General features: G+C 64.4%; 25 protein-coding genes. 15 read left to right on the top strand and 10 right to left on the bottom strand.

Going from position 1 to position 24,604, the window contains the following annotated elements; all coding sequences use genetic code 11:
* Window positions 1–270 precede the first annotated feature (270 nt).
* Complete coding sequence (locus DMX06_RS14755; protein ID WP_110738160.1) at window positions 271–741, bottom strand: OsmC family protein; 471 nt, start codon at window positions 739–741, stop codon at window positions 271–273.
* 32 nt (window positions 742–773) lie between these two features.
* Window positions 774–1,526 carry a methyltransferase domain-containing protein gene (locus tag DMX06_RS14760; protein ID WP_110738161.1) on the bottom strand — a complete coding sequence of 251 codons (753 nt, stop codon included), beginning with the start codon at window positions 1,524–1,526 and terminating at the stop codon, window positions 774–776.
* Between the two features lie 97 nt (window positions 1,527–1,623).
* On the opposite strand from DMX06_RS14760, the gene DMX06_RS14765 reads away from it, so the two are divergent.
* The 3 genes from DMX06_RS14765 (at window position 1,624) to DMX06_RS14775 (ending at window position 4,305) form a co-directional block, all read left to right on the top strand.
* Entirely contained in the window at window positions 1,624–2,292 is a 669-nt protein-coding gene (locus DMX06_RS14765) for a class I SAM-dependent methyltransferase (protein WP_110738162.1), read from the top strand.
* A 303-nt stretch (window positions 2,293–2,595) separates the two neighbouring features.
* Window positions 2,596–3,900, top strand: a complete 1,305-nt coding sequence (locus DMX06_RS14770) for an MFS transporter (RefSeq protein ID WP_110738163.1) — start codon at window positions 2,596–2,598, stop codon at window positions 3,898–3,900.
* A gap of 93 nt (window positions 3,901–3,993) precedes the next feature.
* Entirely contained in the window at window positions 3,994–4,305 is a 312-nt protein-coding gene (locus tag DMX06_RS14775) for a hypothetical protein (RefSeq protein ID WP_110738164.1), read from the top strand.
* A 90-nt stretch (window positions 4,306–4,395) separates the two neighbouring features.
* Here DMX06_RS14775 and DMX06_RS14780 read toward each other — a convergent pair whose 3' ends face one another.
* Complete coding sequence (locus DMX06_RS14780) at window positions 4,396–5,328, bottom strand: LysR family transcriptional regulator (RefSeq protein ID WP_110738165.1); 933 nt, start codon at window positions 5,326–5,328, stop codon at window positions 4,396–4,398.
* A 115-nt stretch (window positions 5,329–5,443) separates the two neighbouring features.
* Here DMX06_RS14780 and DMX06_RS14785 point away from each other — a divergent pair, with 115 nt between their 5' ends.
* Both DMX06_RS14785 and DMX06_RS14790 read left to right on the top strand, forming a co-directional pair.
* Window positions 5,444–5,689, top strand: coding sequence for a DUF2790 domain-containing protein (locus DMX06_RS14785; protein ID WP_110738166.1), 246 nt, complete (start codon window positions 5,444–5,446; stop codon window positions 5,687–5,689).
* 99 nt (window positions 5,690–5,788) lie between these two features.
* Window positions 5,789–7,093, top strand: a complete 1,305-nt coding sequence (locus DMX06_RS14790; RefSeq protein ID WP_110738167.1) for an MFS transporter — start codon at window positions 5,789–5,791, stop codon at window positions 7,091–7,093.
* 6 nt (window positions 7,094–7,099) lie between these two features.
* Here DMX06_RS14790 and DMX06_RS14795 read toward each other — a convergent pair whose 3' ends face one another.
* Window positions 7,100–7,795 carry a tRNA (adenine(22)-N(1))-methyltransferase gene (locus tag DMX06_RS14795; protein ID WP_309147758.1) on the bottom strand — a complete coding sequence of 232 codons (696 nt, stop codon included), beginning with the start codon at window positions 7,793–7,795 and terminating at the stop codon, window positions 7,100–7,102.
* Between the two features lie 168 nt (window positions 7,796–7,963).
* Here DMX06_RS14795 and DMX06_RS14800 point away from each other — a divergent pair, with 168 nt between their 5' ends.
* Window positions 7,964–8,344 (top strand): RidA family protein, encoded by a 381-nt coding sequence (locus DMX06_RS14800; RefSeq protein WP_110738169.1) that lies wholly within the window; start codon window positions 7,964–7,966, stop codon window positions 8,342–8,344.
* A gap of 55 nt (window positions 8,345–8,399) precedes the next feature.
* On the opposite strand, the gene DMX06_RS14805 is transcribed toward DMX06_RS14800, so the two are convergent.
* Window positions 8,400–9,275 carry an RHS repeat-associated core domain-containing protein gene (locus DMX06_RS14805; RefSeq protein ID WP_110738170.1) on the bottom strand — a complete coding sequence of 292 codons (876 nt, stop codon included), beginning with the start codon at window positions 9,273–9,275 and terminating at the stop codon, window positions 8,400–8,402.
* Window positions 9,276–9,484: 209 nt separating this feature from the next.
* Between DMX06_RS14805 and DMX06_RS14810 the strand changes: the two genes are divergently transcribed.
* The 3 genes from DMX06_RS14810 to DMX06_RS14820 all read left to right on the top strand — a co-directional run bounded on the left by DMX06_RS14810 (window position 9,485) and on the right by DMX06_RS14820 (window position 13,442).
* Complete coding sequence (locus tag DMX06_RS14810) at window positions 9,485–11,485, top strand: peptidase U32 family protein (protein WP_110738270.1); 2,001 nt, start codon at window positions 9,485–9,487, stop codon at window positions 11,483–11,485.
* A gap of 83 nt (window positions 11,486–11,568) precedes the next feature.
* Window positions 11,569–12,459, top strand: a complete 891-nt coding sequence (locus tag DMX06_RS14815; RefSeq protein ID WP_110738171.1) for a universal stress protein — start codon at window positions 11,569–11,571, stop codon at window positions 12,457–12,459.
* A 143-nt stretch (window positions 12,460–12,602) separates the two neighbouring features.
* Window positions 12,603–13,442 carry an RHS repeat-associated core domain-containing protein gene (locus tag DMX06_RS14820; protein ID WP_110738172.1) on the top strand — a complete coding sequence of 280 codons (840 nt, stop codon included), beginning with the start codon at window positions 12,603–12,605 and terminating at the stop codon, window positions 13,440–13,442.
* A gap of 227 nt (window positions 13,443–13,669) precedes the next feature.
* Here the strand turns inward: DMX06_RS14820 and DMX06_RS14830 are convergent, their stop codons facing one another.
* The 3 genes from DMX06_RS14830 to ptrR form a co-directional block, all read right to left on the bottom strand.
* On the bottom strand, window positions 13,670–14,191 hold the full coding sequence (locus tag DMX06_RS14830) for an acyloxyacyl hydrolase (protein ID WP_110738174.1): 522 nt from the start codon (window positions 14,189–14,191) through the stop codon (window positions 13,670–13,672).
* 356 nt (window positions 14,192–14,547) lie between these two features.
* Window positions 14,548–14,991 carry a carboxypeptidase regulatory-like domain-containing protein gene (locus DMX06_RS14835; RefSeq protein ID WP_110738175.1) on the bottom strand — a complete coding sequence of 148 codons (444 nt, stop codon included), beginning with the start codon at window positions 14,989–14,991 and terminating at the stop codon, window positions 14,548–14,550.
* Between the two features lie 101 nt (window positions 14,992–15,092).
* The gene (gene ptrR / locus DMX06_RS14840) at window positions 15,093–15,968 is read right to left on the bottom strand and encodes a putrescine utilization regulator PtrR (protein WP_110738271.1); all 876 of its coding nucleotides are present in this window, start codon (window positions 15,966–15,968) and stop codon (window positions 15,093–15,095) included.
* Between the two features lie 105 nt (window positions 15,969–16,073).
* On the opposite strand from ptrR, the gene DMX06_RS14845 reads away from it, so the two are divergent.
* Window positions 16,074–17,459 carry an aldehyde dehydrogenase family protein gene (locus DMX06_RS14845; protein WP_110738176.1) on the top strand — a complete coding sequence of 462 codons (1,386 nt, stop codon included), beginning with the start codon at window positions 16,074–16,076 and terminating at the stop codon, window positions 17,457–17,459.
* 76 nt (window positions 17,460–17,535) lie between these two features.
* On the opposite strand, the gene DMX06_RS14850 is transcribed toward DMX06_RS14845, so the two are convergent.
* Window positions 17,536–18,435 carry a helix-turn-helix domain-containing protein gene (locus DMX06_RS14850; protein WP_110738177.1) on the bottom strand — a complete coding sequence of 300 codons (900 nt, stop codon included), beginning with the start codon at window positions 18,433–18,435 and terminating at the stop codon, window positions 17,536–17,538.
* 164 nt (window positions 18,436–18,599) lie between these two features.
* Between DMX06_RS14850 and DMX06_RS14855 the strand changes: the two genes are divergently transcribed.
* The 3 genes from DMX06_RS14855 to DMX06_RS14865 all read left to right on the top strand — a co-directional run bounded on the left by DMX06_RS14855 (window position 18,600) and on the right by DMX06_RS14865 (window position 22,508).
* Window positions 18,600–19,958 carry a glutamine synthetase family protein gene (locus DMX06_RS14855; protein ID WP_028689491.1) on the top strand — a complete coding sequence of 453 codons (1,359 nt, stop codon included), beginning with the start codon at window positions 18,600–18,602 and terminating at the stop codon, window positions 19,956–19,958.
* A gap of 152 nt (window positions 19,959–20,110) precedes the next feature.
* A complete protein-coding gene (locus DMX06_RS14860) occupies window positions 20,111–21,199 on the top strand; it encodes a polyamine ABC transporter substrate-binding protein (RefSeq protein ID WP_110738178.1) in 1,089 nt (362 codons plus the stop codon).
* 13 nt (window positions 21,200–21,212) lie between these two features.
* The gene (locus DMX06_RS14865) at window positions 21,213–22,508 is read left to right on the top strand and encodes an NAD(P)/FAD-dependent oxidoreductase (RefSeq protein ID WP_110738179.1); all 1,296 of its coding nucleotides are present in this window, start codon (window positions 21,213–21,215) and stop codon (window positions 22,506–22,508) included.
* Between the two features lie 10 nt (window positions 22,509–22,518).
* Here DMX06_RS14865 and DMX06_RS14870 read toward each other — a convergent pair whose 3' ends face one another.
* On the bottom strand, window positions 22,519–22,824 hold the full coding sequence (locus tag DMX06_RS14870; RefSeq protein WP_110738180.1) for a helix-turn-helix domain-containing protein: 306 nt from the start codon (window positions 22,822–22,824) through the stop codon (window positions 22,519–22,521).
* Window positions 22,825–23,006: 182 nt separating this feature from the next.
* Here DMX06_RS14870 and DMX06_RS14875 point away from each other — a divergent pair, with 182 nt between their 5' ends.
* Both DMX06_RS14875 and DMX06_RS14880 read left to right on the top strand, forming a co-directional pair.
* Window positions 23,007–23,684, top strand: a complete 678-nt coding sequence (locus DMX06_RS14875) for a DUF3313 domain-containing protein (RefSeq protein WP_110738272.1) — start codon at window positions 23,007–23,009, stop codon at window positions 23,682–23,684.
* A 321-nt stretch (window positions 23,685–24,005) separates the two neighbouring features.
* Complete coding sequence (locus tag DMX06_RS14880) at window positions 24,006–24,599, top strand: DUF1842 domain-containing protein (RefSeq protein WP_110738181.1); 594 nt, start codon at window positions 24,006–24,008, stop codon at window positions 24,597–24,599.
* Window positions 24,600–24,604 lie beyond the last annotated feature (5 nt).

Below are 24,604 nucleotides of genomic sequence, written 5' to 3' on the forward strand. Positions count from 1 at the left end.
GCGCCAGGGATACGAACTCTTCTTTCAGGCTCATGGCGTTTCTCACGTTCCAAGGCATGGCGAAAATCCTGGCAAAGGGGGCTGCCAGGAAGTGTCAACCATGTCTCCGTACACGTGTCCACCATGTATCCGGTCTCTACACCACGACCAAAGTAACCCGCCGTAAGGGCGGAAAGGTGAATAAGCGTCGACATCACAAATGAATGCGCATACAACTCTCAAAACAATCAACAATCAACAATCAACAATCAACAATCAACAATCAATATATCACCCAGACACCACCGGCTCACACCGAACCTCAGTCTTCACCGAATTGGCAATAAAACACGCCTCATGCGCCAGATGATGCAACCGCTCCAGTTCCTCAACCCCAGGCCTCCGCTCCCCGAAAAACTCGACCACCGGCCGCAAGGTCACCACGGTCATCGCCATGCGCCCTGCCTCGTCGACTCCCATCACCCCCAAGGCATCATCAACATACCGCTCGACACAAAACCGCTGCTTGGCCGCCAGCGACAGGAACCACAGCATATGGCAACTCGACAACGCCGCGACAAACGCCTCCTCCGGATCCACCGCCGAGGCATCCGACATCGGCAACGGCACCACATGGGGCGAGGATGAACCCGGCACCTCCACCCCACCATCAAAACGCCACAAATGCCGCCTGCTGTAGCGGTTACCGAGAAAATCCTGCCCGTCACGGTTCCAGGTCACTTGCGCGGTGTACTGCGCCATCCGATACCTCCTTGATCAAATAAACACATAGTTCAGCGCTTGCGCGCACAGATGCCAAAGGCCATGTCGCCTATGTAGATGCCCCGCGACTGAAGCCGCTCGGCCTCCAGCCGCGCGTGCAGCGTATCGATCCCTACCTGCCTGGCCGTAGCCACGCCATGGCCGATGATCCGCGGCAGGCAAGCGCGAACGATATCGGCCAAGGGGTAGGCACTGTCGGGCGTCTGCACCAGGCACTCGGCCCGCAGGTCCTCTACCGCCAACCCCGCCTCGCTGCAAAGCCGATGCAGGTTGAAACCGATATGCAGGTCAGCCCCTTCATGGGCCAGCATGCGTTGCAACCACTGCTGGGCCCTGCGGTGTAACGCAAAGGGTTCCAGGCTTGCCGGAGTAAGGCTGCTGTCGTGTTCCTGGAAGACCATCAGCCCGCCGGGCAACAGATGCCGGGCCAGCAGACGCAAAACCTTGACCGGCTCCGCCTGGTACATCAGTACCCGGCGCCCGACGATGGCATCGAACCACCCCAGGGACTCGGGCAGTGCCTGCAGGTCAGCCTGGACGAACTCAGGTATCGCTGCTCCCTTGGACGCCTCACGCTGACGTGCAAGCTCCAGGGCATCAGCCGCCTGATCAACTCCGACCACCGCACCATCCCCATCCACCAACCGGGCCAGCAGCCAGCTCACATCTCCGCTGCCACACCCGACATCGAGCACACGCATGCCAGGGCCGATACCGGCCTCGACCAGCAGGCGCGTGGTGAAATCCGCTTTCGCAAGTGCCATGCCATGCTCCTTCGCAGGTGCGCCAGTGTGCAGAGCAAAGGGCCCCGGACACAAGACTGGCCTATGCTGGAGCCACCCACCTTTATCGGCCCCGACCATGCCCACTACCGATCCCCTGCTGGACAGCTGGCAGCACAACGCCCAGGCCTGGATCGAAGCCGTACGCTCCGGCGCCATCACCTCCCGCCGCGAGGTCACCGACCAGGCGATACTGCTCGCCGTACTCGGTCGCCAGCCTGCGCGGGTGCTCGACCTGGGCTGCGGCGAGGGCTGGTTGCTGCGGGCCCTGGCGGCGAGGGGCATCGACGCGGTCGGCGTGGATGGCGATGGGACGCTGGTCGCCGCCGCGCACTCGGCGGGCTCGTCGCAGGTACACCTGGCCAGCTACCGGCAGCTGGCCGAAGGGGCGGTGGACATCGGCCAGGGCTATGACCTGGTGTGCGCCAACTTCGCCCTCCTGCAACAGGACATCATCCCCCTGCTCTGCGCCATGCGGGCCTTGCTGCTGCCCGGCGGCACGCTGCTGATCCAGACCCTGCACCCCTGGACGGCGGCCGCCGGCCTCTACCAGGACGGCTGGCGCGAGGAGTCGTTTGCCGGTTTCGCCGGTGACTGGCACCCCATGCCCTGGTACTTCCGCACCCTGGGCAGTTGGCTGAAGGCACTGGAGCTGGCCGGGTTCGGCCTGCTGGAGTTGCAGGAACCGCAGCATCCGCAGAGCCAGGTGCCGCAATCCCTGCTGTTGGCGGCGCAGAGGCGGGACTGATGCCCCTGCGGCCTCGCGTCGCAGGCTTTTCCCCCTTGGCAAATCCTGCACAGGCCTTAAAATCCCGCCTCCTTTTCGCCCGTCGCCCCAGCCGGTGGCAACCGCCCGCAAAGACAGCGTCCGTGCCTCATCACATCGCGTATGTGCCACAGGCTCAACCGCCCCCGCCCGGCCCGCTTCCATCAGGCCCGCGGTTGAATCTTGCCGAGGTCGCAGCCCGCCCAGGCCGCACTGCACGCCGCCCCGACCCGGCCCGTGCAGCCGAAAAGGCGCATCTGAGCTCTTTTCAACCTTGAGGTAACTATGTCTGTGCGTTTGCTGGCGATGGCGCTGGCACCTTTGCTCGGTCTGTTCATCATTGCCCTGGGCAATGGCGTGCTGTCTTCCCTGACCACCCTGCGCCTGGGCGCCGCCGGCGAATCGGCGACCACCATCGGCGTAGTGTCCTCGGCCTACTTCATCGGCCTGACCCTGGGGGCGATCTTCAACGACCGCCTGATCCTGCGCATCGGCCACATCCGCGCCTACAGCAGCTTCGCCGCGCTGATCGGCGCGACCATCCTGCTGCAGGGCCTGTTCTACGACACCACCTGGTGGTTCGCCCTGCGCCTGATCAACGGCTGGGCCGCGGTCGGGGTGTTCCTGGTGATCGAGAGCTGGCTGCTGCTGGCCGGCGACGCCAAGATCCGCGGACGCCTGCTGGCGCTGTACATGATCGCCTTCTACGGCGCCGGAGTAATCGCCCAGGCCGGCCTGGGCGAGGTCACCGGCTGGGGCGAGACCGCGCCATTCATGGTCGCCGGCATGCTCGCCACACTGTCGGTGCTGCCGATCGTGATCCTGCCCCGGGTATCGCCGCTGCTGGAACAGGTCGAGCCGCTCAAGCCGCGACAATTGCTGGGCGTGGCACCGACCGGGCTGGTCGGTTGCTTCGGCTCGGGGGTCGCCATTGCCGGGATCTACGCCCTGCTGCCGCTGTACCTGCAGCGCATCGGCCTGGATGTGGGCAAGGTCGGTGACATGATGGCCTGGGTGATCCTGGGCGCCATGCTGCTGCAGTACCCGGTCGGGCGCTGGTCGGACCGCAAGGACCGCCAGGACGTGCTGATCGCCCTGGCCGCCCTGTGCACTGTGCTATCGGTGCTGATCGTGCTGCTGCCGGCCGACACCGTGCTGCTGCCAGCACTGCTGTTCCTGCTCGGCGGCGGTGTGTTCGCGCTGTACCCGGTGGCCGTCAGCAGCGCCGCCGACCGGGCCCCGGCCGACGCGCTGGTGCCGATGATCCAGGGGCTGCTGCTGATCAACTCGCTGGGCTCGGCCATGGCGCCGCTGGCCATTTCGCCGATGATGACCGCCTACGGCGAGGTCGGCCTGTTCTGGGCCTTCGCGGCAATCAACCTGGCCATGGTCGGTTTCTTCCTCTGGCGCCGCGGCAAGCGCCCGGCCCCGGAGCACCCGGCGCCGTTCGCGCCGACCGCGACCTTCTCGCCGACCGGCGCGGAACTGCGGGTGACCGAGGACCTGATGCACGCGGCCCAGGAGCACCCGACGCTGGAAACGATGGATGCCACGAACGGCCAACAGGCGCCGCGCCCCGACACGCACTGACGGCCCACTCCAAGGACCGCCCGTCGCTTGACGGGCACCTTGACGCCACCGTGGCAGCCCAACCATGACAGCTCATCCGACAGGAGATTCATCATGGTCAATTCACGTCCCCTCGCCTTGATGCTGGCGCTGCTGCTCGGTGGCGGCGCCACCCTCAGCCTTGCCGCGACCGACATGAACGATGGCAACAGCCACAACGGACACGCCACAGACCAGGGCAAGACCGCCGGTGAAGACGGCAGTATCAACAGCCCCGGTGGCAGCAAGGACAACGATAGCAGTGACACCGGTACCGATTCAGATGCTGCCGACGGCGCTGCCGGAGGCTCCAACAGCACGGGTGAAGCCACAGGTTCCGGGGCCGGGGCGTCGGGCGGCAGTGCCGAGGATCAGGACAGCCGTTGACCTGGCTGTACCGGCCTCATCGCGGGGCAAGCCCGCTCCCACCAAACCTGTACAGGTCCCTGTGGGAGCGGGCTTGCCCCGCTAGGTCTGTCAGCGCCAATATCGAGGCTCATCCACAACGCGCTGGTGCTCGGCGAACAGCAACGGCAGCTGCTCCTTGAGAAAGTCCAGCCAGGTGCGCACCTTGGCGTCCAGGTAATGGCGCGACGGGTAGATCGCGTAGATCTCCCGCTGGCGCAGCCGGTGCGGCGCCAGCAGCCGACACAGGCGCCCTTCCTCCATGGCCTGGCTGGCCGAGTAATACGGCAGCAACCCCACGCCCATGCCCAGCTCGGTGGCCTTGAGCATGGCATCGGCGACATTGGTGAGGAAGGTGTCCTGGGGCACGATCACGCAATCGTCGGGATGGCCCTCGAACGACCAGTCTTCTTCGAACAACGGGTCGACCGTGCGCAGGCAGATGTGCTCATGCAGGTCCTCAGGCCGCTCGGGCACGCCGTGGCGGGCCAGGTACTCGGGGGAGGCGCAGAGGATGCTGTGGATGCTGCCCAGCGGGATGGCGATCAGTTGCGAGTCCGGCAGGCCCTGGCCGATGGCGATCACCACATCGTGCCCCTCCGCCAGCGGGTCGGGATTGCGTTGCGACAGGGTCAGCTCCATCACCACTTCCGGGCAGGTGGCGTTGTAGCGCGCCACCAGCGGCATCATCAACAACCCCAGGCCATGGGTGCAGTGCAGCCGCAGCCGGCCACGGGGTGTGAGGTGGGCGCCACGGGCCTCGTCCACCGCCTCTTCGGTGAGCAGCATGATCTGCCGGGTGCGCTCGAGAAAGCGCTCGCCCGCCTCGCTCATGCGCAGACGCCGGGTGGTGCGGTGCAGCAAGCGAGTCTGCAGCTGGTTTTCCAGCTCCGCGACGATCCGCGACACCTGCGCCGCAGAGATGTCCAGGGCCTGGGCCGCCGCGGCGAAGCTGCCGCACTCCACTACCCGGGCGAAGGTTCGCATCGCATGCAGCATGTCCATGGGCTGGCAGCCTCATTCATACATGAAAGGCAGCAATCTATCACGGGATAGCCCATTTATTGTGAAACACAAATGAATGGATCATTAGCCATCCGTAATGAATGAGGAGCCTGCCATGAAACGTTCGATCGCCCTGCTCGCCCTGAGCGCCACCCTCGCCTCGTTTGGCGCACTGGCCGACACCACCGCAAGCACCTACGAATACGGCATGCCGCTGGACATCGCCAAGGTCATCTCGATCACCCCGGCCAGCAACGACGCCGACTGCCAGGTGGGCACCGCGCACATGGTCTATGTCGACCACCAGGGCCAGACCCGCGAAGTCGACTACCGCCAGATGGGCAACTGCTCGCAGCTGTAAGCCCTGGGGAAAATACCAGTCATCTTGCTGAAAGTGCATTTGCCCGCCCGCGACACCGCCGCATGATCTGCCGGGACAACAACAAGAACGTCCCGGACCATGAATACGATCGATACCTCCACGGCCACGCCCGTGCGCGCCTGCGACGCCACCCATGCCCGCATCACCTGGCGGCTGATGCCGCTGCTGCTGGTGTGCTACCTGTTCGCCCATCTGGATCGCATCAACATCGGCTTCGCCAAGATGCAGATGAGCGTCGACCTGGGCTTTTCCGACACGGTCTACGGCCTGGGCGCCGGTCTGTTCTTCATCGCCTACGCGCTGTTCGGCGTGCCCAGCAACCTGGCCCTGGACCGGGTCGGGCCACGGCGCTGGATCGCCACCCTGATGGTGGTCTGGGGCCTGTTGTCCACCGGCATGATGTGGGTGCAGGACGCCGCCGGCTTCTATGCCCTGCGGTTTCTTTTGGGGGTGGCCGAAGCGGGCTTCTTCCCCGGCATCCTCGTGGTGCTCAACCGCTGGTATCCGGCCCGCCGCCGCGCCCAGGTCACCGCGCTGTTCGCCATTGCCGTGCCTTTGGCTGGCGTGGTCGGCGGGCCGTTGTCCGGCGGCATCCTCCAGGCCTTCCACGACCAGGGCGGCCTGCGCGGCTGGCAATGGATGTTCCTGATCGAGGGCCTGCCGGTGGTGCTGCTCGGGCTGGTGGTGCTCAAGTGCCTGCCAGAAAGCTTCGAGCAGGTCGCCTGGCTCGATGCCGGGCAAAAGCATGCGTTGCGCGAGGAAATGGCCGGTGAGGAGCGGCACAAACCCATCAGCTCGCTGGCCGGCCTGCTCGGCAACGCGCAGGTCTGGCTGCTGGTGGCGGTGTACTGCGCGGTGATGCTGGCGGTCAACACCCTGGCTTTCTGGATGCCCAGTCTGATCCATGGCGCCGGCATCGGCAGCGATGGCCAGGTCGGCCTGCTCAGCGCCATCCCCTACCTGGCCGGATGCCTGTTCATGCTCGGTTGCGGGCGCTCCTCCGACCGCCGGCGCGAACGCCGCTGGCACCTGTGCATGCCGCTGCTGATGGCCGCCACCGGTATCGCCCTGGCCGGCTCGGCACCGGGCAATGCCCTGCTGGTGATGACCGGGCTGGTGATCGCCGGCATGGGCGCCAGCGCTGCCCTGCCGATGTTCTGGCAGCTGCCGCCGGCATTCCTGGCGGACGGTACCCAGGCCGCCGGCATCGCCATGATCAGCTCGTTCGGCAGCATCGCCTCGTTCGCCGCGCCCTACCTGATCGGCTGGATGCGCGACAGCACCGCCAACCCGGGCCTGGCCCTGCAGGTGCTGGCCGTGGCCATCGTGCTTGGTGGCGTGCTGGTGCTGAAGGTGCCCGCCAACGTGGTCAATCCCAAATGAGTGGGCTTAGGCCAGCAGTTCGCTGATCCAACCGGCCTGGCGGGTGATGTCCTGGACCTTGTCTTCGGGCACCGGCTGGCGTGCCCGGGCGAAGTTGTCCAGGCTCTGCTGCTTCTGGCGCAGCATGCGCTGCCACTTGAACAGGAAGGCCGGGCTGCGTGCCTTCATCAGCAGCGGGCCGAAGTACAGCTGCTCGGCCGTGTAGGCGACCGCCTCGGCACGTTCGGCGACGATGATCTCGTAGTCGAAGCGGTTTTCCCGCAGCACTTCCTCACCGACGATCCGATAGGCATTGTCCATCAGCCACCTGCGCAGCGCGGGCTCGCCGCCGTTGGGTTGCAGGACCAGTCGCTCATGCCCGCCCAGGTACTGCTTGCCGGCCTCGAGAATATCGCGGATGGTCTCGCCGCCCATGCCGCAGATACTGATCGCGGTGACGCCATCGCTCGGCTCGATGGCCGCAAGGCCACTGGCATGACGCACGGTGATGCGATCCTCCAGACCGTTCTCGCGCACGGTGCGCCGCGCAGCCTCGCAGGGCGTGAGCGCCACCTCGCCGGCCACCGCCGCGACAATCGCACCACGGCGCACCAGCGCCACCGGCAGGTAGCCATGGTCCGAGCCAATATCGGCCAGCCGCGCCCCAGCTGGCACATGGGCGGCCACACGCTCCAGACGCATGGACAATGTGTGTTCGTTCAACGCAAGCCTCTTCTGACAACCTGGGCCCGGCGCCTGTGGCCGGGTCGGGACGCGATTCTGACGGCCCGCGCCGCGCATTTCAAATCCCCGCGACCGGCCGCCCACCTCGACCTGCCCGACCCGCTCGCGTAGGCTTGGCGGTTTCCTTCCGTTGCAAGGCGAAATCCCATGGCTAACAGCGACATCATCTATACCCCCGACCCGGACGCCGACTCGATCTCCTCGGACGTTGCCGAGTACAACGGCATCCTGGTCAGCACCCAGATTCCCGTGCAGGCCGACGGCAGCCTCGAACTGGGCGACATCACCACCCAGTGCGAATGCACCCTGCAGGCGCTCAAGGTTGCCCTGGAACGGGCCGGTAGCTCGATGGACCGGGTACTGCACCTGACCATCTACCTGACCGACATGGCCGACCGGGCGGTGTTCAACGAGGTGTACCAACGGTACTTCAAAAAACCCTGGCCGGTGCGCGCGGCGGTGGGCGTGGCTTCGCTGGCGTTCGAGGGGATGCGCGTGGAAGTGACGGCGATGGCTGCCAAGGGCTGAACGAAATGCAAAGGGCCGCCATCATGGGGCCCTTTGGGAATTGATTGGCTATGGATTAAAAAGCAGCGCTGTGTCTTCTCGCTTTATTGCTTACGCCATCCACAGTATCCGCGCTACGTGCCTTGGAAGCAGCGTTCACAACGTCAAATAATGAATGCACGACTACAGAGAGTAGTTGGTTACTCTCTGGCGTAGCCTGAGACAAGGCTGCAAGGTGCCCGTCCAACTCAGTCAACGTATCTTGGTAACTAGACTTTACTTTCGGTCTCAGCGCGTCAAATACGCTAGCGAGCACGTGTGAGCCAAGCGCACCAGCCGTTGCAAGCACGGCTGTACCCATGGACGGTTCAGGAACATCCGCTGTATTGCTTACTATAGCTCCCGCTGCAGCTCCCGCTCCCGCTTTCAATGAGTTGAGACCAAGGCTTACTTTGTGAGCTTTTTTTACGGCATTGGATATCGGTTCTCCTGCAAGATCAGAGTGCCCCATGCCAATCAATCTTTTCTGCCTGTTCTCAATCATTTTTATTTTAATTAAATTGTTTACCTGTTCGTTAACCTTGGCCGCACCAGACGCAGCAATAAATACATTCGCCGCGGCCAGATACGATTGAATCCCGTTCGTACCATTTGGGTCATGGAAATTTATCGGATCCCCATTGCAGTACGCGTAGGCATTGATCCCTCCCACTCCAAATGGACTCAAGCGATCTGCTGAATTGAACCGCATCACGAACGGATTGTAGGTCCGATGCCCATTCCCCAAATGATAATGACCCGTCAACTGATCACGAGCCTGGCCGCAAAAAGCCAACTCAGCTCCCCGCTTGTCGGATTGTCCTCCATATGGCGTATAGGCCCTGACCGGGCTGGAGCCCCCCAGTACTGATCGCTGCAGGTCGAGCATGGCCAACAAGCAGGTGGATGTCATGGCATTACCTTTTGCCGAGAAGTAACGGCCCCTACGCTATCACCGTTGCCTGGCAGGCATAACTGACAAAAATGCCAGGCACCACCCGTTCTGCCGAGTTGACACGCCCCTGACCGCCGTTGCCGACAAGTTCATCGGTTATGGATGCCCCCGCCCCGATTCACCGCTACAATGCCCGCCTTACCGTGACAGCCCGAACCTATAACGACATGTCCCTTCCAAAGCACCACCTGGAACTGCTCAGCCCTGCCCGTGACGTGAGCATCGCCCGCGAGGCGATCCTGCACGGCGCCGATGCCATCTACATCGGCGGCCCGAGCTTCGGCGCGCGCCACAACGCCTGCAACGAAGTCAGTGATATTGCCGAGCTGGTGGAGTTCGCCCGGCGCTATCATGCCCGCGTCTTCACCACCATCAACACCATCCTTCACGACAACGAACTGGAGCCTGCGCGCAAGCTGATCCACCAGCTGTACGACGCCGGTGTCGATGCGCTGATCGTGCAGGACCTGGGGGTGATGGAGCTGGATATCCCGCCGATCGAGCTGCACGCCAGCACCCAGACCGACATCCGCACCCTGGAGCGGGCCAAGTTCCTCGACCAGGCCGGCTTCTCCCAGCTGGTGCTGGCCCGCGAGCTGAACCTGCAGCAGATCCGCAGCATCGCCGCCGAGACCGACGCGGCCATCGAGTTCTTCATCCATGGCGCGTTGTGCGTGGCCTTCTCCGGCCAGTGCAATATCTCTCACGCCCAGACCGGGCGCAGTGCCAACCGCGGCGACTGCTCCCAGGCCTGCCGCCTGCCGTACACCCTCAAGGACGACCAGGGCCGCGTGGTGGCCTTCGAGAAGCACCTGCTGTCGATGAAGGACAACAACCAGACCGCCAACCTGCGCGACCTGGTCGATGCCGGCGTGCGCTCGTTCAAGATCGAAGGCCGCTACAAGGATGTGGGCTACGTGAAGAACATCACCGCCCACTACCGCAAGGAACTCGACGCAATCCTCGAGGACCGTCCTGAACTGGTCCGCGCCTCCAGCGGGCGTACCGAGCACTTCTTCGTGCCGGATCCGGACAAGACCTTCCACCGCGGCAGCACCGACTACTTCGTCAGTGATCGCAAGATCGACATCGGCGCCTTCGACTCGCCAACCTTCACCGGCCTGCCGGTGGGCGTGGTGGAGAAAGTCGGCAAACGCGACCTGCTGGTGGCCACCGATGTACCGCTGACCAACGGCGACGGCCTCAATGTGCTGGTCAAGCGTGAGGTCGTGGGTTTCCGCGCCAACATCGCCGAACTCAAGAGCGAGTCCGAGGAGGACGGCCAGAAGCGCTACCGCTACCGCGTCGAGCCCAACGAGATGCCCGACGGGCTGTACAAGCTGCGCCCCAACCACCCGCTGTCGCGCAACCTCGACCACAACTGGCAGCAGGCGCTGCAGCGCACCTCCGCCGAGCGCCGGGTTGGTGTCGAGTGGCATGCGGTACTGCGTGAACAGCGCCTGATGCTCACCCTCAGCAGTGAAGAGGGTGTCAGTGTGCAAGTGGCCCTCGACGGGCCGTTCGGTGCCGCCAACAAGCCACAGCAAGCCCTGGACCAACTGCACGACCTGCTTGGTCAGCTGGGGACCACGATGTACCACGCCACGGCCATCGAGCTCGATGCACCGCAGGCGTACTTCATCCCCAACTCGCAGCTCAAGGCCCTGCGCCGCGAAGCCATCGAGGCGCTGACCGCAGCACGGGTCAAGGCGCACCCGCGTGGCGGGCGCAAGGCCGAAACCACGCCACCGCCGGTGTACCCCGAGTCGCACCTGTCGTTCCTGGCCAACGTCTACAACCAGAAGGCACGCGACTTCTACCACCGCCACGGCGTGCAGCTGATCGACGCCGCCTACGAGGCCCATGAGGAGCACGGCGAAGTGCCGGTGATGATCACCAAGCACTGCCTGCGCTTCTCCTTCAACCTGTGCCCCAAGCAGGCCAAGGGCGTGACCGGCGTGCGCACCAAGGTGGCGCCCATGCAGCTGATCCAGGGCGACGAAGTGCTGACCCTGAAGTTCGACTGCAAGCCCTGCGAAATGCACGTGATCGGCAAGATGAAGAGCCATATCATCGACCTGCCGACCCCGGGCAGCGCGGTGGCCCAGGTGGTCGGGCATATCAGCCCGGAAGACCTGCTCAAGACCATCCCGCGCGCGCCGCATTGAAAGACGACCCGCCGTCGCTCCACAAGACTTCACCGGCGGCGGGTCTAGACTGAACAGGGGGCTGCCACACGTGGAGGTGTGAGATGAGCCAGTTCAAGCGATTGTTGGTCATGCTCGGCCCGCAGATGCGCCATACGCCTGCCCTGCAGCGCGCTGCGGCGCTGGCCGAGTCCAGCGGGGCCCTGCTGGACCTCAATGTCTTCGTCGACGATGTCGACACCTTTGGCCTGATGAGCGACGGCCGCGAGCGCGAACGCCTGCTCGAGGACAACCGCCAATGGCTGGCCGACGAGGCCGAGCAGTTGCGCAATGCCGGCCTGGATGTCTCTACCGAACTGCTGCTGACCCGCGATCCGCTGGGCAGCGTGCTGGAGCAGATAGAACGCCTGGGCTGCGACCTGCTGGTCAAGGACGTGCAGCACGAACCGATCCTCAAGCGCCTGCTGGTCACGCCGCTGGACTGGCAACTGCTCAAGGACAGCCCGGTGGCGGTGCACCTGGTCAGCGACATCCGCCTGCCCCTGCCCCGGCAGATCGCCGCGGCGGTCGACCTCAACAGCCATGGCAGCGGCGAGCACCTGGACGACCAGGTGATCCGCAGCGCCCACGCCCTGGCCCTGCAGTGCAACGCCGAGCTGCACCTGTTGCACGTGTGTGATGCGGCCAGGACCCATATCGCCGACTTTGGCGCCGGCACCGTGACCATGCCCGGTTTCGACACCAGCGTGCGAACAGCCCAGCGCACGGCGTTCAACCGCCTGGGCGACCACTACCAGATCGACCTGGAACGCCGCCACTTCCTCGAAGGGCCGGCGGTCAAGGCGATCACCCAGTACATCGCCGCCCACCGGGTGGATGTGATCGTCATGGGCAACCACCGGCACGATGCCTTGCAGGCGTTTCTCGGCGGCACCACGGCGCATGTGCTGGAGCACCCGCTGTGCAACGTACTGGCGATCAAGGCGGTGCGTTGAAACACCAGTGTAGGCAGGCGCAAGCGGGTGACGCAGCCCGCTGCTCCTGTGCCCGCCCGGCCCGTCACCTGGCAATTTTGCCAGTTACCCGAGGTTCAGGCCGATGCTAGGGTGAACATCAACTGTTCAGCGGAGCAACTTCCTTGGCGACCCTCAATCTGTCGATCACTGACTGGCAGCAATCCGTACTAGGAAGCGTGGGGGACTCCAGGGCCTATTCGCCCTATGGCGTACCGACGACAGTATCGGGACCGCGCTTGGCCTTTTGCGGCCAACTGCGCGACCCAATGACGGGTGTCTACCATCTGGGCAATGGTCACCGCAGCTACGATCCAGGGCTAAGGCGCTTCCTTTCTCCCGACCGGTTGAGTCCCTTCGGGGCCGGAGGGCTCAATACCTATGCCTATTGCCAGGGGGATCCGGTGAACTATCGAGATCCGACAGGCGGGGTGCAGTGGGCCAACCTGGTGCCTGGTGCCGCCATGTCCCAGCTCGGCCGGTTCGACAAGAATGTGGGGGTCGCCTGGGATGTGATCACAACCAATCGAATGGTGGATCAGGCAAGGAAACAGGGCATCCCTGCGTCCCGACTTCCTGAGCGCTTCACGGTCTACGAGGTAACCAAAGCGGTGGTATCCCCATTGGCCGATCTCACCAATGCTGGCGCCTCGATTGCCAATCTCCTGATGCCTGGAGAGCAGCCTGCCTTGATGGCCCTTAACGGCGCTACCGCATTGGTGGATGGATGGACGAACAACTGGAGCGCCAACCATGCCATGGACGCCCGTAACCGGGCGACCCAGGCGACCCAGGCGAGGGATGAGCTTAGCGCGATTGTGGATGTCGAAGCCCCGCAAGTCAGTCAGCCCAACTTGAGCAACAGCCGAATCGCTGTCTTCACCGTGGAGAGTGAAACAGTTCAGATCAGATCTGATCAGATCAGTCGGGGCTCTTCCTTAGCAAGCCGACTCACCGAGTCTTAGCTGTTAGGCTTAGGGTCTGTACGAAATGTGTCTGCGCGAAGGCCAGACAAGGCGAAACGGGGGGAGGAAGCGGAGTGTACTGGAGTACATGAGCATTCCGAGCCCCGCTTCAACGCAGTATGGGCGAGTGCAGATACATTTCGTACAGAGCCTAAACAAGTCTGCGGCTGGCTGCCCAGCCGTAGCCTTGGTGCTGTCGAAATCCACCGAATGATGGGAGCCTCGACTCAAAAACCTTTGCTGTAGAACACCGAGTACGACTCGATCCCGTCGTTAGGCTGCTTCAGCCCTGCGTTGGAATAATGCATGGCGCGAATGCCGATCTTCTGCTCCGCCGGCAGCTTCAGGCCGAAGCCGATCCGGTCTTCGAAGTTCACCGCCGAGCCCATGCGCTGGTCGCCCACATCGGTCTTGGAGAATGCCGCCAGGCCGATGCCGGCCTCGATGAACGGGGTGTAGGTGAAGCCACTGAACTCGTAGACGAACACCGGGCTGAACGACAGCGAATGGGCGCCGCTGGCCTCGCCGCCTTCCCAGTAGGTGTACGCCGCGTCCCAGTAACCGGTCAGGTGGCCGGTGCTGCTTTCCAGCCATTTCTTGTCCCAGTCGAACGACACCCCGATACGGTAGGTCATGTCACCCTGGCCGGTGGCGCCCACGGCACCGGATATCTGGGCGGCCTGGGCCAGGTTGGCGCCAGCGAATGCCAGCACGGCGGCAGCCAACGTAGTGGCGAGACGGATCTTCATCAAATGACTTCTCCTGATGGTCTTCACGGGCAGGCCCGCGACTTGGCGCGTGCCTGCGGGCAAGTGGGGGCTGCGCCCCTCGTTCTGCACCAGCGACCCGGCACATCCAACCGGGTTACAAGCGGTAATACCTCTTCGATTATTGTCCGAATGCTCTGAAAGTGAAAAGTGATTTGCCACTATTGGCTAAGGACACTGCGTTCCATTCAAGGGTTCAGCCGCATTGCGCCTCTTCGTGTTCGACGAAAAGGCACCTGCGCTCGATCTCACAGGCGCTGAAAGGCTAACGGCGGACACTTGGTGGCCCTCACTCGGTCAATCGCCTCGCGCCCAAAGGACTTTGAACGGACTGGCCCTCAGCGCCAGTTGAGGTCAACCCGCGCCGGCGCCTTGCCGTCCACCGTCACCTGCTGTTGCACGGTCCGGCCATCGGCATTGCCGATCACCCGGTAATGCCCCGGTGGCAACTGCACGAAGATCAGCGGCCCGACGTCCTGCAGCGTCAGCACTGATCGTCCCTGGGCCGACTGGATGTCCAGCGCGGCGCCGCTCTGGAACTTGCCGTCCGCTCCGGTCGACAGGGTGATGTGCAGGTCATAGCCGGGCGTCCGGCGCAGGGCATTGGCCTCGTCCTGGCCAATACCGCCCTGCAGGTAGCGAATGCCGTTCTGTTCCTGGGGTTGCAGTTGCACGCCCTGCGAATCGACGGGCGCGTTCAGGTCGGCCGCCGCCGCCAGGGTCCAGGGCATGGCCAGCACCAGCAACAGCGCCGCGCACAGGCCGTAATGATGGGTATGCATGGTGCAATCCTCCCGCATGGGGATGGTCTACACAGATTGGAGGATTCTCCGGGGCTGGGGTTCGCCTATCGGCACACCGTTAGTCCGCATGGTGTCACCTTTCAGGGCGTTGGCAGCTCACGACGCTCCTCCAACAACTTGATGAACATGCTCAGGCTGCGTGACACCGTGCCTCGCCGCCACACCAGCCAGGTCTTCAGGTAGCGGAAGTCCTCGGCCATCGGCCAGGCGCTGACCGTGCTGCACCCCGGCATGTTGTCGAGCATGCTGCGCGGCATCATCGCCAGGCCCGCGCCGGCACTGACGCAAGCCAGCATGCCGTGGTACGACTCCATCTCGTGGATCTTGCCCGGCACCGCCTGGTCATGCACGAACCAGCTCTCGAAATGGTGGCGGTATGAGCAGTTGGCACGAAACGCGTAGATGCTCGAACCGTTCACATCGCGGGCACGCGTGACCGGCGAGTGGTTGAGCGGTGCGATGACCATCATCTCCTCTTCGAACACCGGCATGCCCTCGAGCGTCGGGTGCAGCACCGGACCATCGACGAAGGCCGCCACCAGACGCCCGGACAGCACCCCTTCGAGCATGGTCCCTGACGGGCCGGTGGACAGGTCCAGGTCGACCTTGGGGTAGCGCTGGTTGTACGCCGCCAGCAAGGCCGGGATGCGCACCGCCGCGGTGCTTTCCAGCGAACCCAGGGCGAAGGTGCCCTGGGGATCCTCGCCCGCCACGGTCAAGCGCGCTTCGTGCACCAGGTCGAGGATGCGCCGGGTGTACTCAAGGAAGTTCCAGCCGGCCGGCGACAGCCGCAAGCGGCTTTTCTCGCGGATGAACAGCTCGACGCCCAGGTCCTCCTCCAGCTGCTTGATGCGGGTGGTCAGGTTCGACGGCACCCGATGGATCTGCTGGGCGGCGGCGCTGATGCTGCCGTGCTCGGCCACGGCCTTGAACATCTCGAGTTGCACCAGGTCCACAATCATTCTCCAAACGTGAATGTTTCGCTCATTATTATTCAGTTTTCATTAAAGCGCGCCACCTCTAGTCTGGACTCACCCGATCAAAACAATGAGAGTCCTGCCATGAGCGAGATCAGCAGCCTGACCCACGCCATTTCCGTCGACCCCTACAGCGGCGAACGAATCGGCCACTACGCCTTCGACACCGACGCCGCACTGGACGCGGCGCTGCAACGCGCCAAGGCGGGCTACAACCAGTGGCGCAAAGTGTCGCTGGGTCAGCGCAGCGAGTATCTGGTCGCACTCGGGCAGGCCCTGCTGGCCAATGCCGAAGCCTTCGCCCAGATGATCGCCCGCGAGATCGGCAAGCCGATCAGCCAGGCTCGCGGCGAAGTCAGCAAGTGTGTTGGCTTGTGCCAGTGGTACGCCGAACACGGCCCGGCCATGCTGGCGCCGGAGCCGACCCAGGTCGACAAGGCCCGCATCGAATACCGCCCGCTGGGCCCGATTCTCGCCGTGATGCCGTGGAACTTCCCGGTCTGGCAAGTGCTGCGCGGCGCCGTTCCGGCGCTGCTGGCGGGCAACACCTATGTGCTCAAGCACGCGCCCAACGTGATGGGCAGCGCCTACCTGCTGGCCGACCTGTTCAAGCGTGCCGGGCTGCCTGAAGGCGTGTTCGAGGTGCTCAATGCCACCCCAGAAGGCGTCACCCGCGCCATCAACGACCCGCGCATCGCCGCCATCACCCTTACCGGCAGCGTGCGCGCCGGCATGGCCATCGGTGCGCAGGCCGGCGCCGCGCTGAAGAAGTGCGTGCTCGAACTGGGCGGTTCCGACCCATTCATCGTGCTGGCCGACGCCGACCTCGATGCCGCGGTCAAGGCCGCCGTGGTCGGTCGCTACCAGAACACCGGGCAGGTCTGCGCCGCCGCCAAGCGCCTGATCGTCGAGCAAAGCATCGTCGAGGCGTTCACCGAGAAATTCGTCGCGGCCACCCGCGCGCTGACCATTGGCAACCCGCTGGACGACGCCACCTACATCGGCCCGATGGCCCGCTACGACCTGCGCGATGAGCTCGACGGCCAGGTCCAGGCGACCCTGGCCGAAGGCGCCACCCTGCTGCTGGGCGGCAACAAGATCGAAGGCGTGGGCAACTTCTACGCGCCGACGGTATTCGCCAACGTCACCCCGGACATGACCGCCTTCAAGCAGGAGCTGTTCGGCCCGGTGGCGGCGATCATCAGCGCCCGCGATGCAGACCACGCGGTGGAGCTGGCCAACGACAGTGAATTCGGCCTGGCCGCAACGATCTACACCGCTGACTATGCCTTGGCTGAGCGCATGACCGCGGCTTTGGACACCGGTGGTGTGTTCATCAACGGTTACTGCGCCTCCGACCCCCGCGTGGCGTTCGGCGGCGTGAAGAAGAGCGGGTTCGGCCGTGAGCTGTCGCACTTCGGCGTGCGCGAGTTCACCAACGCCCAGACGGTGTGGCTGGATCGCAACTGATCCTCTCGCTCAAACCATGCGCGATCCCTGTGTAGGAGCGGCCCTGCCGGAAACCGCCCAAACAGACCTTTCGTAATCAGTTTCCCCGACCACGTCTGAGCGTCTCGCTTGGCAGTTCGCGGAACAGCTGGCGGTAACTTTCGGAAAACCGCCCCAAATGCCAGAACGACCAACGCATGGCCACCTCGGCCACCGTTGCGTCGCCTGCCAGCAAGTCGCGCCGCGCGCCGTTCAGCCGCCGCAAGCGCAACCAGTGCGCCGGCGGCAGGTTGGTGAACCCCTTGAAGGCCTGCTGCAACTGACGCACGGAAACCCCGGCGACTTTGGCCAGCTCCACCAGGTTGAGGGTTTCGTCGGGGCTGTCGGCGGCCCATTCGCTGACCCGGCGCATGATCGCCCGCTCCTCGTCCCGCCGGCCGAGCGCTTCGCCCTGCAGACGCTGCCCGGCGTTGTCGAGGATAAACAGGCAGTCCTCCAGCAACTGCTCGGCCAGCGCCCTGCCCTCCAGCGGGCAATCGGCCTGGCCCAGACGAGTCAGCGTGGCGCTCAGCCAGTTGCCGAACAGGGCGTTCTGCTGACAGGTCAGCGGCACCATGAACAGGCCACGCAGGCGCTCAAGGTCAAGGCCGTGGCTGGCCAGGAACGGCTGCTCGAACACCACCGCCACTTCCTGGTAGTTCTCCGGGGTGATCCAGATGTTGCGGCTGTCTTCGTTGAGCAGGTAGAGGCTGTTCTCGCTGCGGTCGAAGCAGAACGCCAGGGCGCCGCTGGGGGCGCGGAAGAACTGCTCGACCCGGGTGTTCAGGCGCTCCTCGTACACCTCGACGCCGTCGAGCCCCAGCCAGCGCAGCTGGCCGTTGAAATGCCCGGGGGACATCTGCCGGTACTGCTGCTGCCAGCCCGGGGTGGCGCGGGTCTGTTCAGTCACGTCGGTGGTGCGGATGTCCTGGACCTGCAAGGCGGTTGGCGTTGTCACGCGCTGTCCTAGTTGCACTCTTTTGGTGCATTGATAGCTGAAGAAAGTGGATAGATCACCCCGGGGGGCACCGACCAAGATAGTCCTCAGCGTCACCTGTGGGAAGTGCCCTGCGGCGATGAACGCCTTGCGTCCCACCACAACTACCCAACCAAGAGGTTTGTATGAACGCCCCCTTCGATCAGCTGTCCACCTGGCTGAAAGAACACCGGATCACCGAGGTCGAATGCGTGATCAGCGACCTGACCGGCATCGCCCGCGGCAAGATCGCCCCGACCGCCAAGTTCCTTCACGAACGCGGCATGCGCCTGCCCGAGAGCGTGCTGCTGCAGACCGTCACCGGCGACTACGTCGATGACGACATCTACTACAGCCTGCTCGACGCCGCCGACATCGACATGGTCTGCCGCCCCGACCCCACGGCGGTGTACCAGATCCCCTGGGCCATCGAACCGACCGCGATCGTCATCCACGACACCTTCGACAAGCAGGGCAACCCCATCGAACTGTCGCCGCGCAACGTGCTGAAGAAGGTGCTCAAGCTCTATGCCGACAAGGGCTGGCAGCCAATCGTCGCGCCGGAGATGGAGTTCTACCTGACCCAGCGCTGCGAAGACCCGGACCTGCCCTTGCAAGTGCCGCTGGGCCGCTCGGGCCGCGCCGAGAGTGGCCGCCAGTCGTTCTCCATCGACGCCGCCAACGAATTCGACCCGTTGTTCGAGGACGTCTACGACTGGTGCGAGATCCAGGGCCTGGACCTGGACACGCTGATCCACGAGGACGGCCCGGCGCAGATGGAGATCAACTTCCGTCACGGCGACGCCCTGGACCTGGCCGACCAGATCACCGTGTTCAAACGCACGATGCGCGAGGCGGCGCTCAAGCACAACGTCACCGCCACCTTCATGGCCAAGCCGATCACCGACGAACCGGGTAGCGCCATGCACCTGCACCAGAGCGTGGTCGACATCGCCACCGGCAAGCCGATCTTCGCCAATGACGACGGCAGCATGAGCGAACTGTTCCTGCACCATATCGGCGGCCTGCAGAAGTACATCCCAAAGCTGCTGCCGATGTTCGCGCCGAACGTCAACTCGTTCCGCCGCTTCCTGCCCGACACCTCGGCGCCGGTAAACGTCGAATGGGGCGAGGAGAACCGCACCGCCGGCCTGCGCGTGCCGACCTCCAGCCCCGAAGCGATGCGGGTGGAGAACCGCCTGCCGGGTGCCGACGCCAACCCCTACCTGGCCATCGCCGCGAGCCTGTTGTGCGGCTATATCGGCATGGTCGAGAAACTCGAACCCAGCGCCCCGGTGCAGGGCCGCGCCTACGAGCGACGCAACCTGCGCCTGCCGATCACCATCGAGGACGCCCTGCAGCACATGGAAGACTGCGAGAAGGTGCAGCAATACCTGGGGCAGCAGTTCGTCCAGGGCTATGTCGCGGTCAAGCGCGCCGAGCATGAGAACTTCAAGCGGGTGATCAGCTCGTGGGAGCGGGAGTTCCTGCTGCTGAGCGTGTGATCTGCCTTGGGGGTGTTGTACCCCCCTTTCGCTGGCAAGCCAGCTCCCACAACAGAAACACATTTCCTGTTGGAGCCGGCTTGCCGGCGATGGGCTGCAAAGCAGCCCCTACACCACCGAATTCGAAGAACAAGACCAACGAGGTGTCGACCATGCGTCATCGCAAAGCCCTGATCCCCGCAACCTTCGCCCTGCTGTTCGCAGCCGCCGTCCAGGCCCAGCCGACGGTAAGCGTGTACAACTGGACCGACTACATCGGTGACACCACCCTGGCCGACTTCCAGGCCAGCAGCGGGATCAAGGTGGTCTATGACGTGTTCGATTCCAACGAAACCCTGGAGGGCAAGCTGCTGGCCGGGCGCACCGGCTACGACGTGGTCGTGCCCTCCAACCATTTCCTTGCGCGCCAGGCCCAGGCCGGCGCGTTCCTGCCGCTGGACCGCAGCAAACTGCCGAACTGGCAACACCTGGACCCGCAGTTGCTCAAGCAGCTGGAGCAGAACGACCCGGGCAACCAGTACGCCGTGCCGTACCTCTGGGGCACCAACGGCATCGGCTACAACGTCGACAAGGTCAAGGCGGTGCTGGGCATCGACAGGATCGACTCCTGGGCCGTGCTGTTCGAAGCCGAGAACCTGAAGAAGCTCAAGCAGTGCGGCGTGGCGTTCATGGACTCGCCGGACGAACTGTTCCCGGCCATGCTCAACTATCTGGGCATGAACCCGCGCAGCGAGAAGGCCGACGACTACCGCAAGGCCGAGGCACGCCTGCTGGAGCTGCGCCCCTACATCACCTATTTCCACTCCTCCAAGTACGTCTCGGACCTGGCCAACGGCGACGTCTGCATCGCCTTCGGCTATTCCGGCGACGTGCTGCAGGCCGCCCACCGCGCCGAGGAGGCCGGCAATGGCGTCAAGGTCGCCTACAGCATTCCCAAGGAAGGCAGCAACCTGTGGTTCGACCTGCTAGCCATCCCCAAGGACGCCAAGAACCCCGAGCAGGCCCTGGCCTTCATCAACTACCTGCTCGACCCCAAGGTGATCGCCAAGGTCAGCGCCACGGTCGGCTACGCCAACGCCAACCCGGATGCCAAGGCCGACATGGATCCGGCGCTGGTGAACAACCCCGAGATCTACCCGCCCCAGGAAGTGCTGGACAACCTGTATGTCTCGACCATGCAGAGCCCCGGGATCCTGCGGCAGATGACCCGCTCCTGGAGCAAGATCAAGTCCAACCGCTGAGCCGAGCCCACCCATGCCACAGATGAACGAACACACCGCCTCCTACTACGCCGCCTCGGCGCGCCAGGCGGCCACCTACCCTGCGCTCGACCAGGACCTGCAGGCCGATGTCTGCGTGGTCGGCGGCGGCCTGACCGGAGTCAACGCCGCCCTGGAGCTGGCCGAGCGCGGCCTCTCGGTGATCCTGTTGGAAGCCCGCCGCATCGGCTGGGGCGCCAGCGGGCGCAACGGCGGCCAGCTGATCCGCGGCATCGGCCATGACGTCTCCGGTTTCGCCCGCCACATCGGCCAGGACGGCGTGCGCTACCTCAAGCAGGCCGGCATCGATTCGGTGGCCCTGGTGGCCAATCGCATCGCGCAGTACGGCATCGACTGCGACCTGCGCTGGGGCTTCTGCGAGCTGGCCAACACCCCCGCCCAGTTCGCCGCTTTCGAAGATGAGCAGCGCGAGCTGGCCGAGCTGGGTTATCGCCACGAGACCCGCCTGGTCAACCGCGAACGCATGCACGAGATCGTCGCCAGCGACCTGTACGCCGGCGGCCTGGTGGACATGGGCTCGGGCCACCTGCACCCGCTCGACCTGGTCCAGGGCGAGGCACGCGCCGCCCATGGCCTGGGTGTGCGGATCTTCGAGCAGAGCCCGGTGCTGCGCATCGAGCATGGCAGCACGGTGGTCCTGCACACCGCCCGGGGCAAGGTCCACGCTCAAAGCCTGATTCTGGGCTGCAACGCCCACCTCGACGAACTGGAACCGCGCTTGTGCGGCAAGGTCCTGCCGGCCGGCAGCTACGTGGTGGCCACCGAGCCCTTGCCCGAGGCCCTGGCGCGTACGCTGATCCCGCAGAACATGGCGCTGTGCGACCAGAAGGTGGGGCTGGACTACTACCGCCTTACCGCCGACCGCCGCCTGCTGTTCGGCGGCGCCTGCCACTATTCCGGGCGCGACCCCAAGGACATCGGCGCCTACATGCGGCCCAAGGTACTCAAGGTGTTCCCGCAACTGGCCGAGGTGCGCCTGGACTACCAGTGGGGTGGCATGATCGGCATCACCGCCAACCGTTTCCCCCAGGTCGGCCGCCTCGGCCAGCACCCCAACGTGTTCTATGCCCAGGGTTATTCCGGGCATGGGCTGAACGTCACCCACTGGACCGCGAAGCTACTCGCCGAGGCCATCGCCACCGAGCACAGCCAAGGTTTCGACGTGTTCAGCGCGGTGCCGCACCTGACCTTCCCCGGCGGCAAGACGCTGCGCTCGCCGCTGCTGGCGCTGGGGATGCTGTGGTACCGGTTGCGCGAGGCGCTGGGCTGACAATCCTGCTTCAGAGGATGGCCTGCAGCCCCTTGTCGGCAATGATGTTCAGTAGTTTCAAGGCAGGCCCGGCCGGGCGTGTTTCGCCCTGCTCCCACTTGCGCACCGTCGATGCGCTGATGTGCAGATGAAGGGCGAATACCGGTTGGCTGAAGTTCAGCGCTTCGCGCAGGTGGCGGATGTCCTGGGCGCTGAATGCCCGCACCGGGGCCGGGCAGATCGCCTCGAAGTCGCGCAACGTGACCTTGCCGACGGCACCTGCCTGCTCGAGGTCCGAGAGGTCGACACGCAGTGATTCAATGAGTTTGCTGGTCACAGTGGACCTCCAGAATAAACATACCCGTGAAGGGCATACCTTCACAGTGTCAGAGCCCCGTCGATAGTCAGCGTATTCCGGCAATACGGTAGGAAACGGCAACCGTCGACATCCGACCACTGGCCTTCGGCCAACCACCTGCTAGCGTTGTTCTGGCCAATTCCCTCATGGACCTCGTCATCATGAAGCGACTGCCTCGCACCACCCTGCTGTGCGCTGCCCTGCTGGCCCTGGTTGCCTGCTCCAGCAACCGAGTCGATCCCAAGGACTATTCCGGCTTTCTCAAGGACTACAGCCGCCTGAAGCCCGCCGAGAGCATCTCCGGCGCGCCGGTGATGCGCTGGATCGACCCGAACGTGAAGGCCAGCCAGTACACCAAGGTGTTCATCGAGCCGAGCCAGTTCTATCCCAAGCCACAGCCGACCAACGTGATCTCGGCGCAGACCCTGCAGGAGATCACCCGCTACTTCAACGAAGCGATGCGCCGCGAGCTGGGCAGCGTGCTAACCCTGGTCAAGGAGCCCGGCCCGAACACCATCGTGGTGCGCCCGGCGATCACTGCGGTGTCCACCAGCACCGAAGGCCTCAAGCCCTATGAAGTGATTCCCATCGCCCTGGTGGCTGCGGCAGTCAACACCGCCGCCGGTGGCCGCGACCAGGCCGTGGACATCGCCGTGGAGGCCGCTTTCCTCGATGGCGGCAACCAGAACGTGCTGGCCCAGGTGGTGCGCAAGGGCAGCGGCAAGGAGCTGGAGAACGACAGCACGCAACTGACCCTGAACGACGTCAAGCCGGTGCTCGACGGCTGGGCCAGCGACATGCGCCGCAGCTTCGTGGCGTTGCAACAGAAATCGAAGTGAGTCGTCAGGGCCTGTAGATCTCATCGCGGGGCAAGCCGGTTCTCACGGGGCGAGAGCCGGCTGCAGCCCAAAGTGACACCACTCGTCGGACATACTGCAAAAAGGCCATCACGGCAACGGTTGCCTGCTTAACTCAAGCGGGCTGCCAGGCAGGCGGCACCGCACTTCAGGGATGGCTGCACAAGCCGGCTGCCAACAGCCGCTCGCACCGGGCACGCCAGTACATCCGCCCGCTCACTCGCCCCTCCCCTCTTTTTCCTCCGCCCGCCTGCGCAAGCCTTGGTAACGGTATTTCATTCATTGAATGCAACGGAGGCAATCATGTCTGTATCGCTGACCGCACCGTCGGAAGGCCTGTTCCCGGTGTCCTACCTCATTGGTACCAATGCCCCGGGCGCGCCGCGCCTGCAGCTCGATCTGCTGGTCTACACGCCAGACCGCAGCGTCAACGGCCACGCGCTGATCACCCAGACCACCAACCCACCGCTGGAGCTGGCGCTGGATGTCTGGGGCACCTACAGCTATCTCACCGTGCAACCGCCAAGCGAAGGCAAGATCCTGTTGACGGTGCGTGGCAACCATGGCGGGCCACACGCCAATTCGCCGGAGCAGTTCGAACTGCGCGCACTGCTCGACCAGGACTGGCAGAAAGGCACGGCCAGCTACCGCTACTACAACGGCCAGCGCTGGATCGAGGTGGACAACGTACCCGTCGTGCTGGAGCTCAAGCGCATCCAGACGCTGGCGAACGTCGACCTGACGACCGAACTGCACAACGCCACCCTGGAGGCAGTGATCGCCACCGGTGACGTCGCGCAACTCAAGCAACTGGCCAGCGGCGCCGTGGGCAAAGCCCTGGACCAGGCCCTCGCCTCGACCAAGAGCCCGGCCGCCAAGGCCGCCAAGAAAGCCTGAGCAGA

Source organism: Pseudomonas mosselii, from assembly GCF_003205295.1.
In the GTDB taxonomy this organism is placed as follows: Bacteria; Pseudomonadota; Gammaproteobacteria; order Pseudomonadales; family Pseudomonadaceae; genus Aquipseudomonas; species Aquipseudomonas mosselii_B.

Excerpts from the sequence above, each read along its gene's own strand:
- DMX06_RS14755 (WP_110738160.1), bottom strand. The coding sequence starts at position 741 with ATGGCGCAGTACACCGCGCAAGTGACCTGGAACCGTGACGGGCAGGAT.
- DMX06_RS14760 (WP_110738161.1), bottom strand. The coding sequence starts at position 1,526 with ATGGCACTTGCGAAAGCGGATTTCACCACGCGCCTGCTGGTCGAGGCC.
- DMX06_RS14765 (WP_110738162.1), top strand. The coding sequence starts at position 1,624 with ATGCCCACTACCGATCCCCTGCTGGACAGCTGGCAGCACAACGCCCAG.
- DMX06_RS14770 (WP_110738163.1), top strand. The coding sequence starts at position 2,596 with ATGTCTGTGCGTTTGCTGGCGATGGCGCTGGCACCTTTGCTCGGTCTG.
- DMX06_RS14775 (WP_110738164.1), top strand. The coding sequence starts at position 3,994 with ATGGTCAATTCACGTCCCCTCGCCTTGATGCTGGCGCTGCTGCTCGGT.
- DMX06_RS14780 (WP_110738165.1), bottom strand. The coding sequence starts at position 5,328 with ATGGACATGCTGCATGCGATGCGAACCTTCGCCCGGGTAGTGGAGTGC.
- DMX06_RS14785 (WP_110738166.1), top strand. The coding sequence starts at position 5,444 with ATGAAACGTTCGATCGCCCTGCTCGCCCTGAGCGCCACCCTCGCCTCG.
- DMX06_RS14790 (WP_110738167.1), top strand. The coding sequence starts at position 5,789 with ATGAATACGATCGATACCTCCACGGCCACGCCCGTGCGCGCCTGCGAC.
- DMX06_RS14800 (WP_110738169.1), top strand. The coding sequence starts at position 7,964 with ATGGCTAACAGCGACATCATCTATACCCCCGACCCGGACGCCGACTCG.
- DMX06_RS14805 (WP_110738170.1), bottom strand. The coding sequence starts at position 9,275 with ATGACATCCACCTGCTTGTTGGCCATGCTCGACCTGCAGCGATCAGTA.
- DMX06_RS14810 (WP_110738270.1), top strand. The coding sequence starts at position 9,485 with ATGTCCCTTCCAAAGCACCACCTGGAACTGCTCAGCCCTGCCCGTGAC.
- DMX06_RS14815 (WP_110738171.1), top strand. The coding sequence starts at position 11,569 with ATGAGCCAGTTCAAGCGATTGTTGGTCATGCTCGGCCCGCAGATGCGC.
- DMX06_RS14830 (WP_110738174.1), bottom strand. The coding sequence starts at position 14,191 with ATGAAGATCCGTCTCGCCACTACGTTGGCTGCCGCCGTGCTGGCATTC.
- DMX06_RS14835 (WP_110738175.1), bottom strand. The coding sequence starts at position 14,991 with ATGCATACCCATCATTACGGCCTGTGCGCGGCGCTGTTGCTGGTGCTG.
- DMX06_RS14845 (WP_110738176.1), top strand. The coding sequence starts at position 16,074 with ATGAGCGAGATCAGCAGCCTGACCCACGCCATTTCCGTCGACCCCTAC.
- DMX06_RS14855 (WP_028689491.1), top strand. The coding sequence starts at position 18,600 with ATGAACGCCCCCTTCGATCAGCTGTCCACCTGGCTGAAAGAACACCGG.
- DMX06_RS14860 (WP_110738178.1), top strand. The coding sequence starts at position 20,111 with ATGCGTCATCGCAAAGCCCTGATCCCCGCAACCTTCGCCCTGCTGTTC.
- DMX06_RS14865 (WP_110738179.1), top strand. The coding sequence starts at position 21,213 with ATGCCACAGATGAACGAACACACCGCCTCCTACTACGCCGCCTCGGCG.
- DMX06_RS14875 (WP_110738272.1), top strand. The coding sequence starts at position 23,007 with ATGAAGCGACTGCCTCGCACCACCCTGCTGTGCGCTGCCCTGCTGGCC.
- DMX06_RS14880 (WP_110738181.1), top strand. The coding sequence starts at position 24,006 with ATGTCTGTATCGCTGACCGCACCGTCGGAAGGCCTGTTCCCGGTGTCC.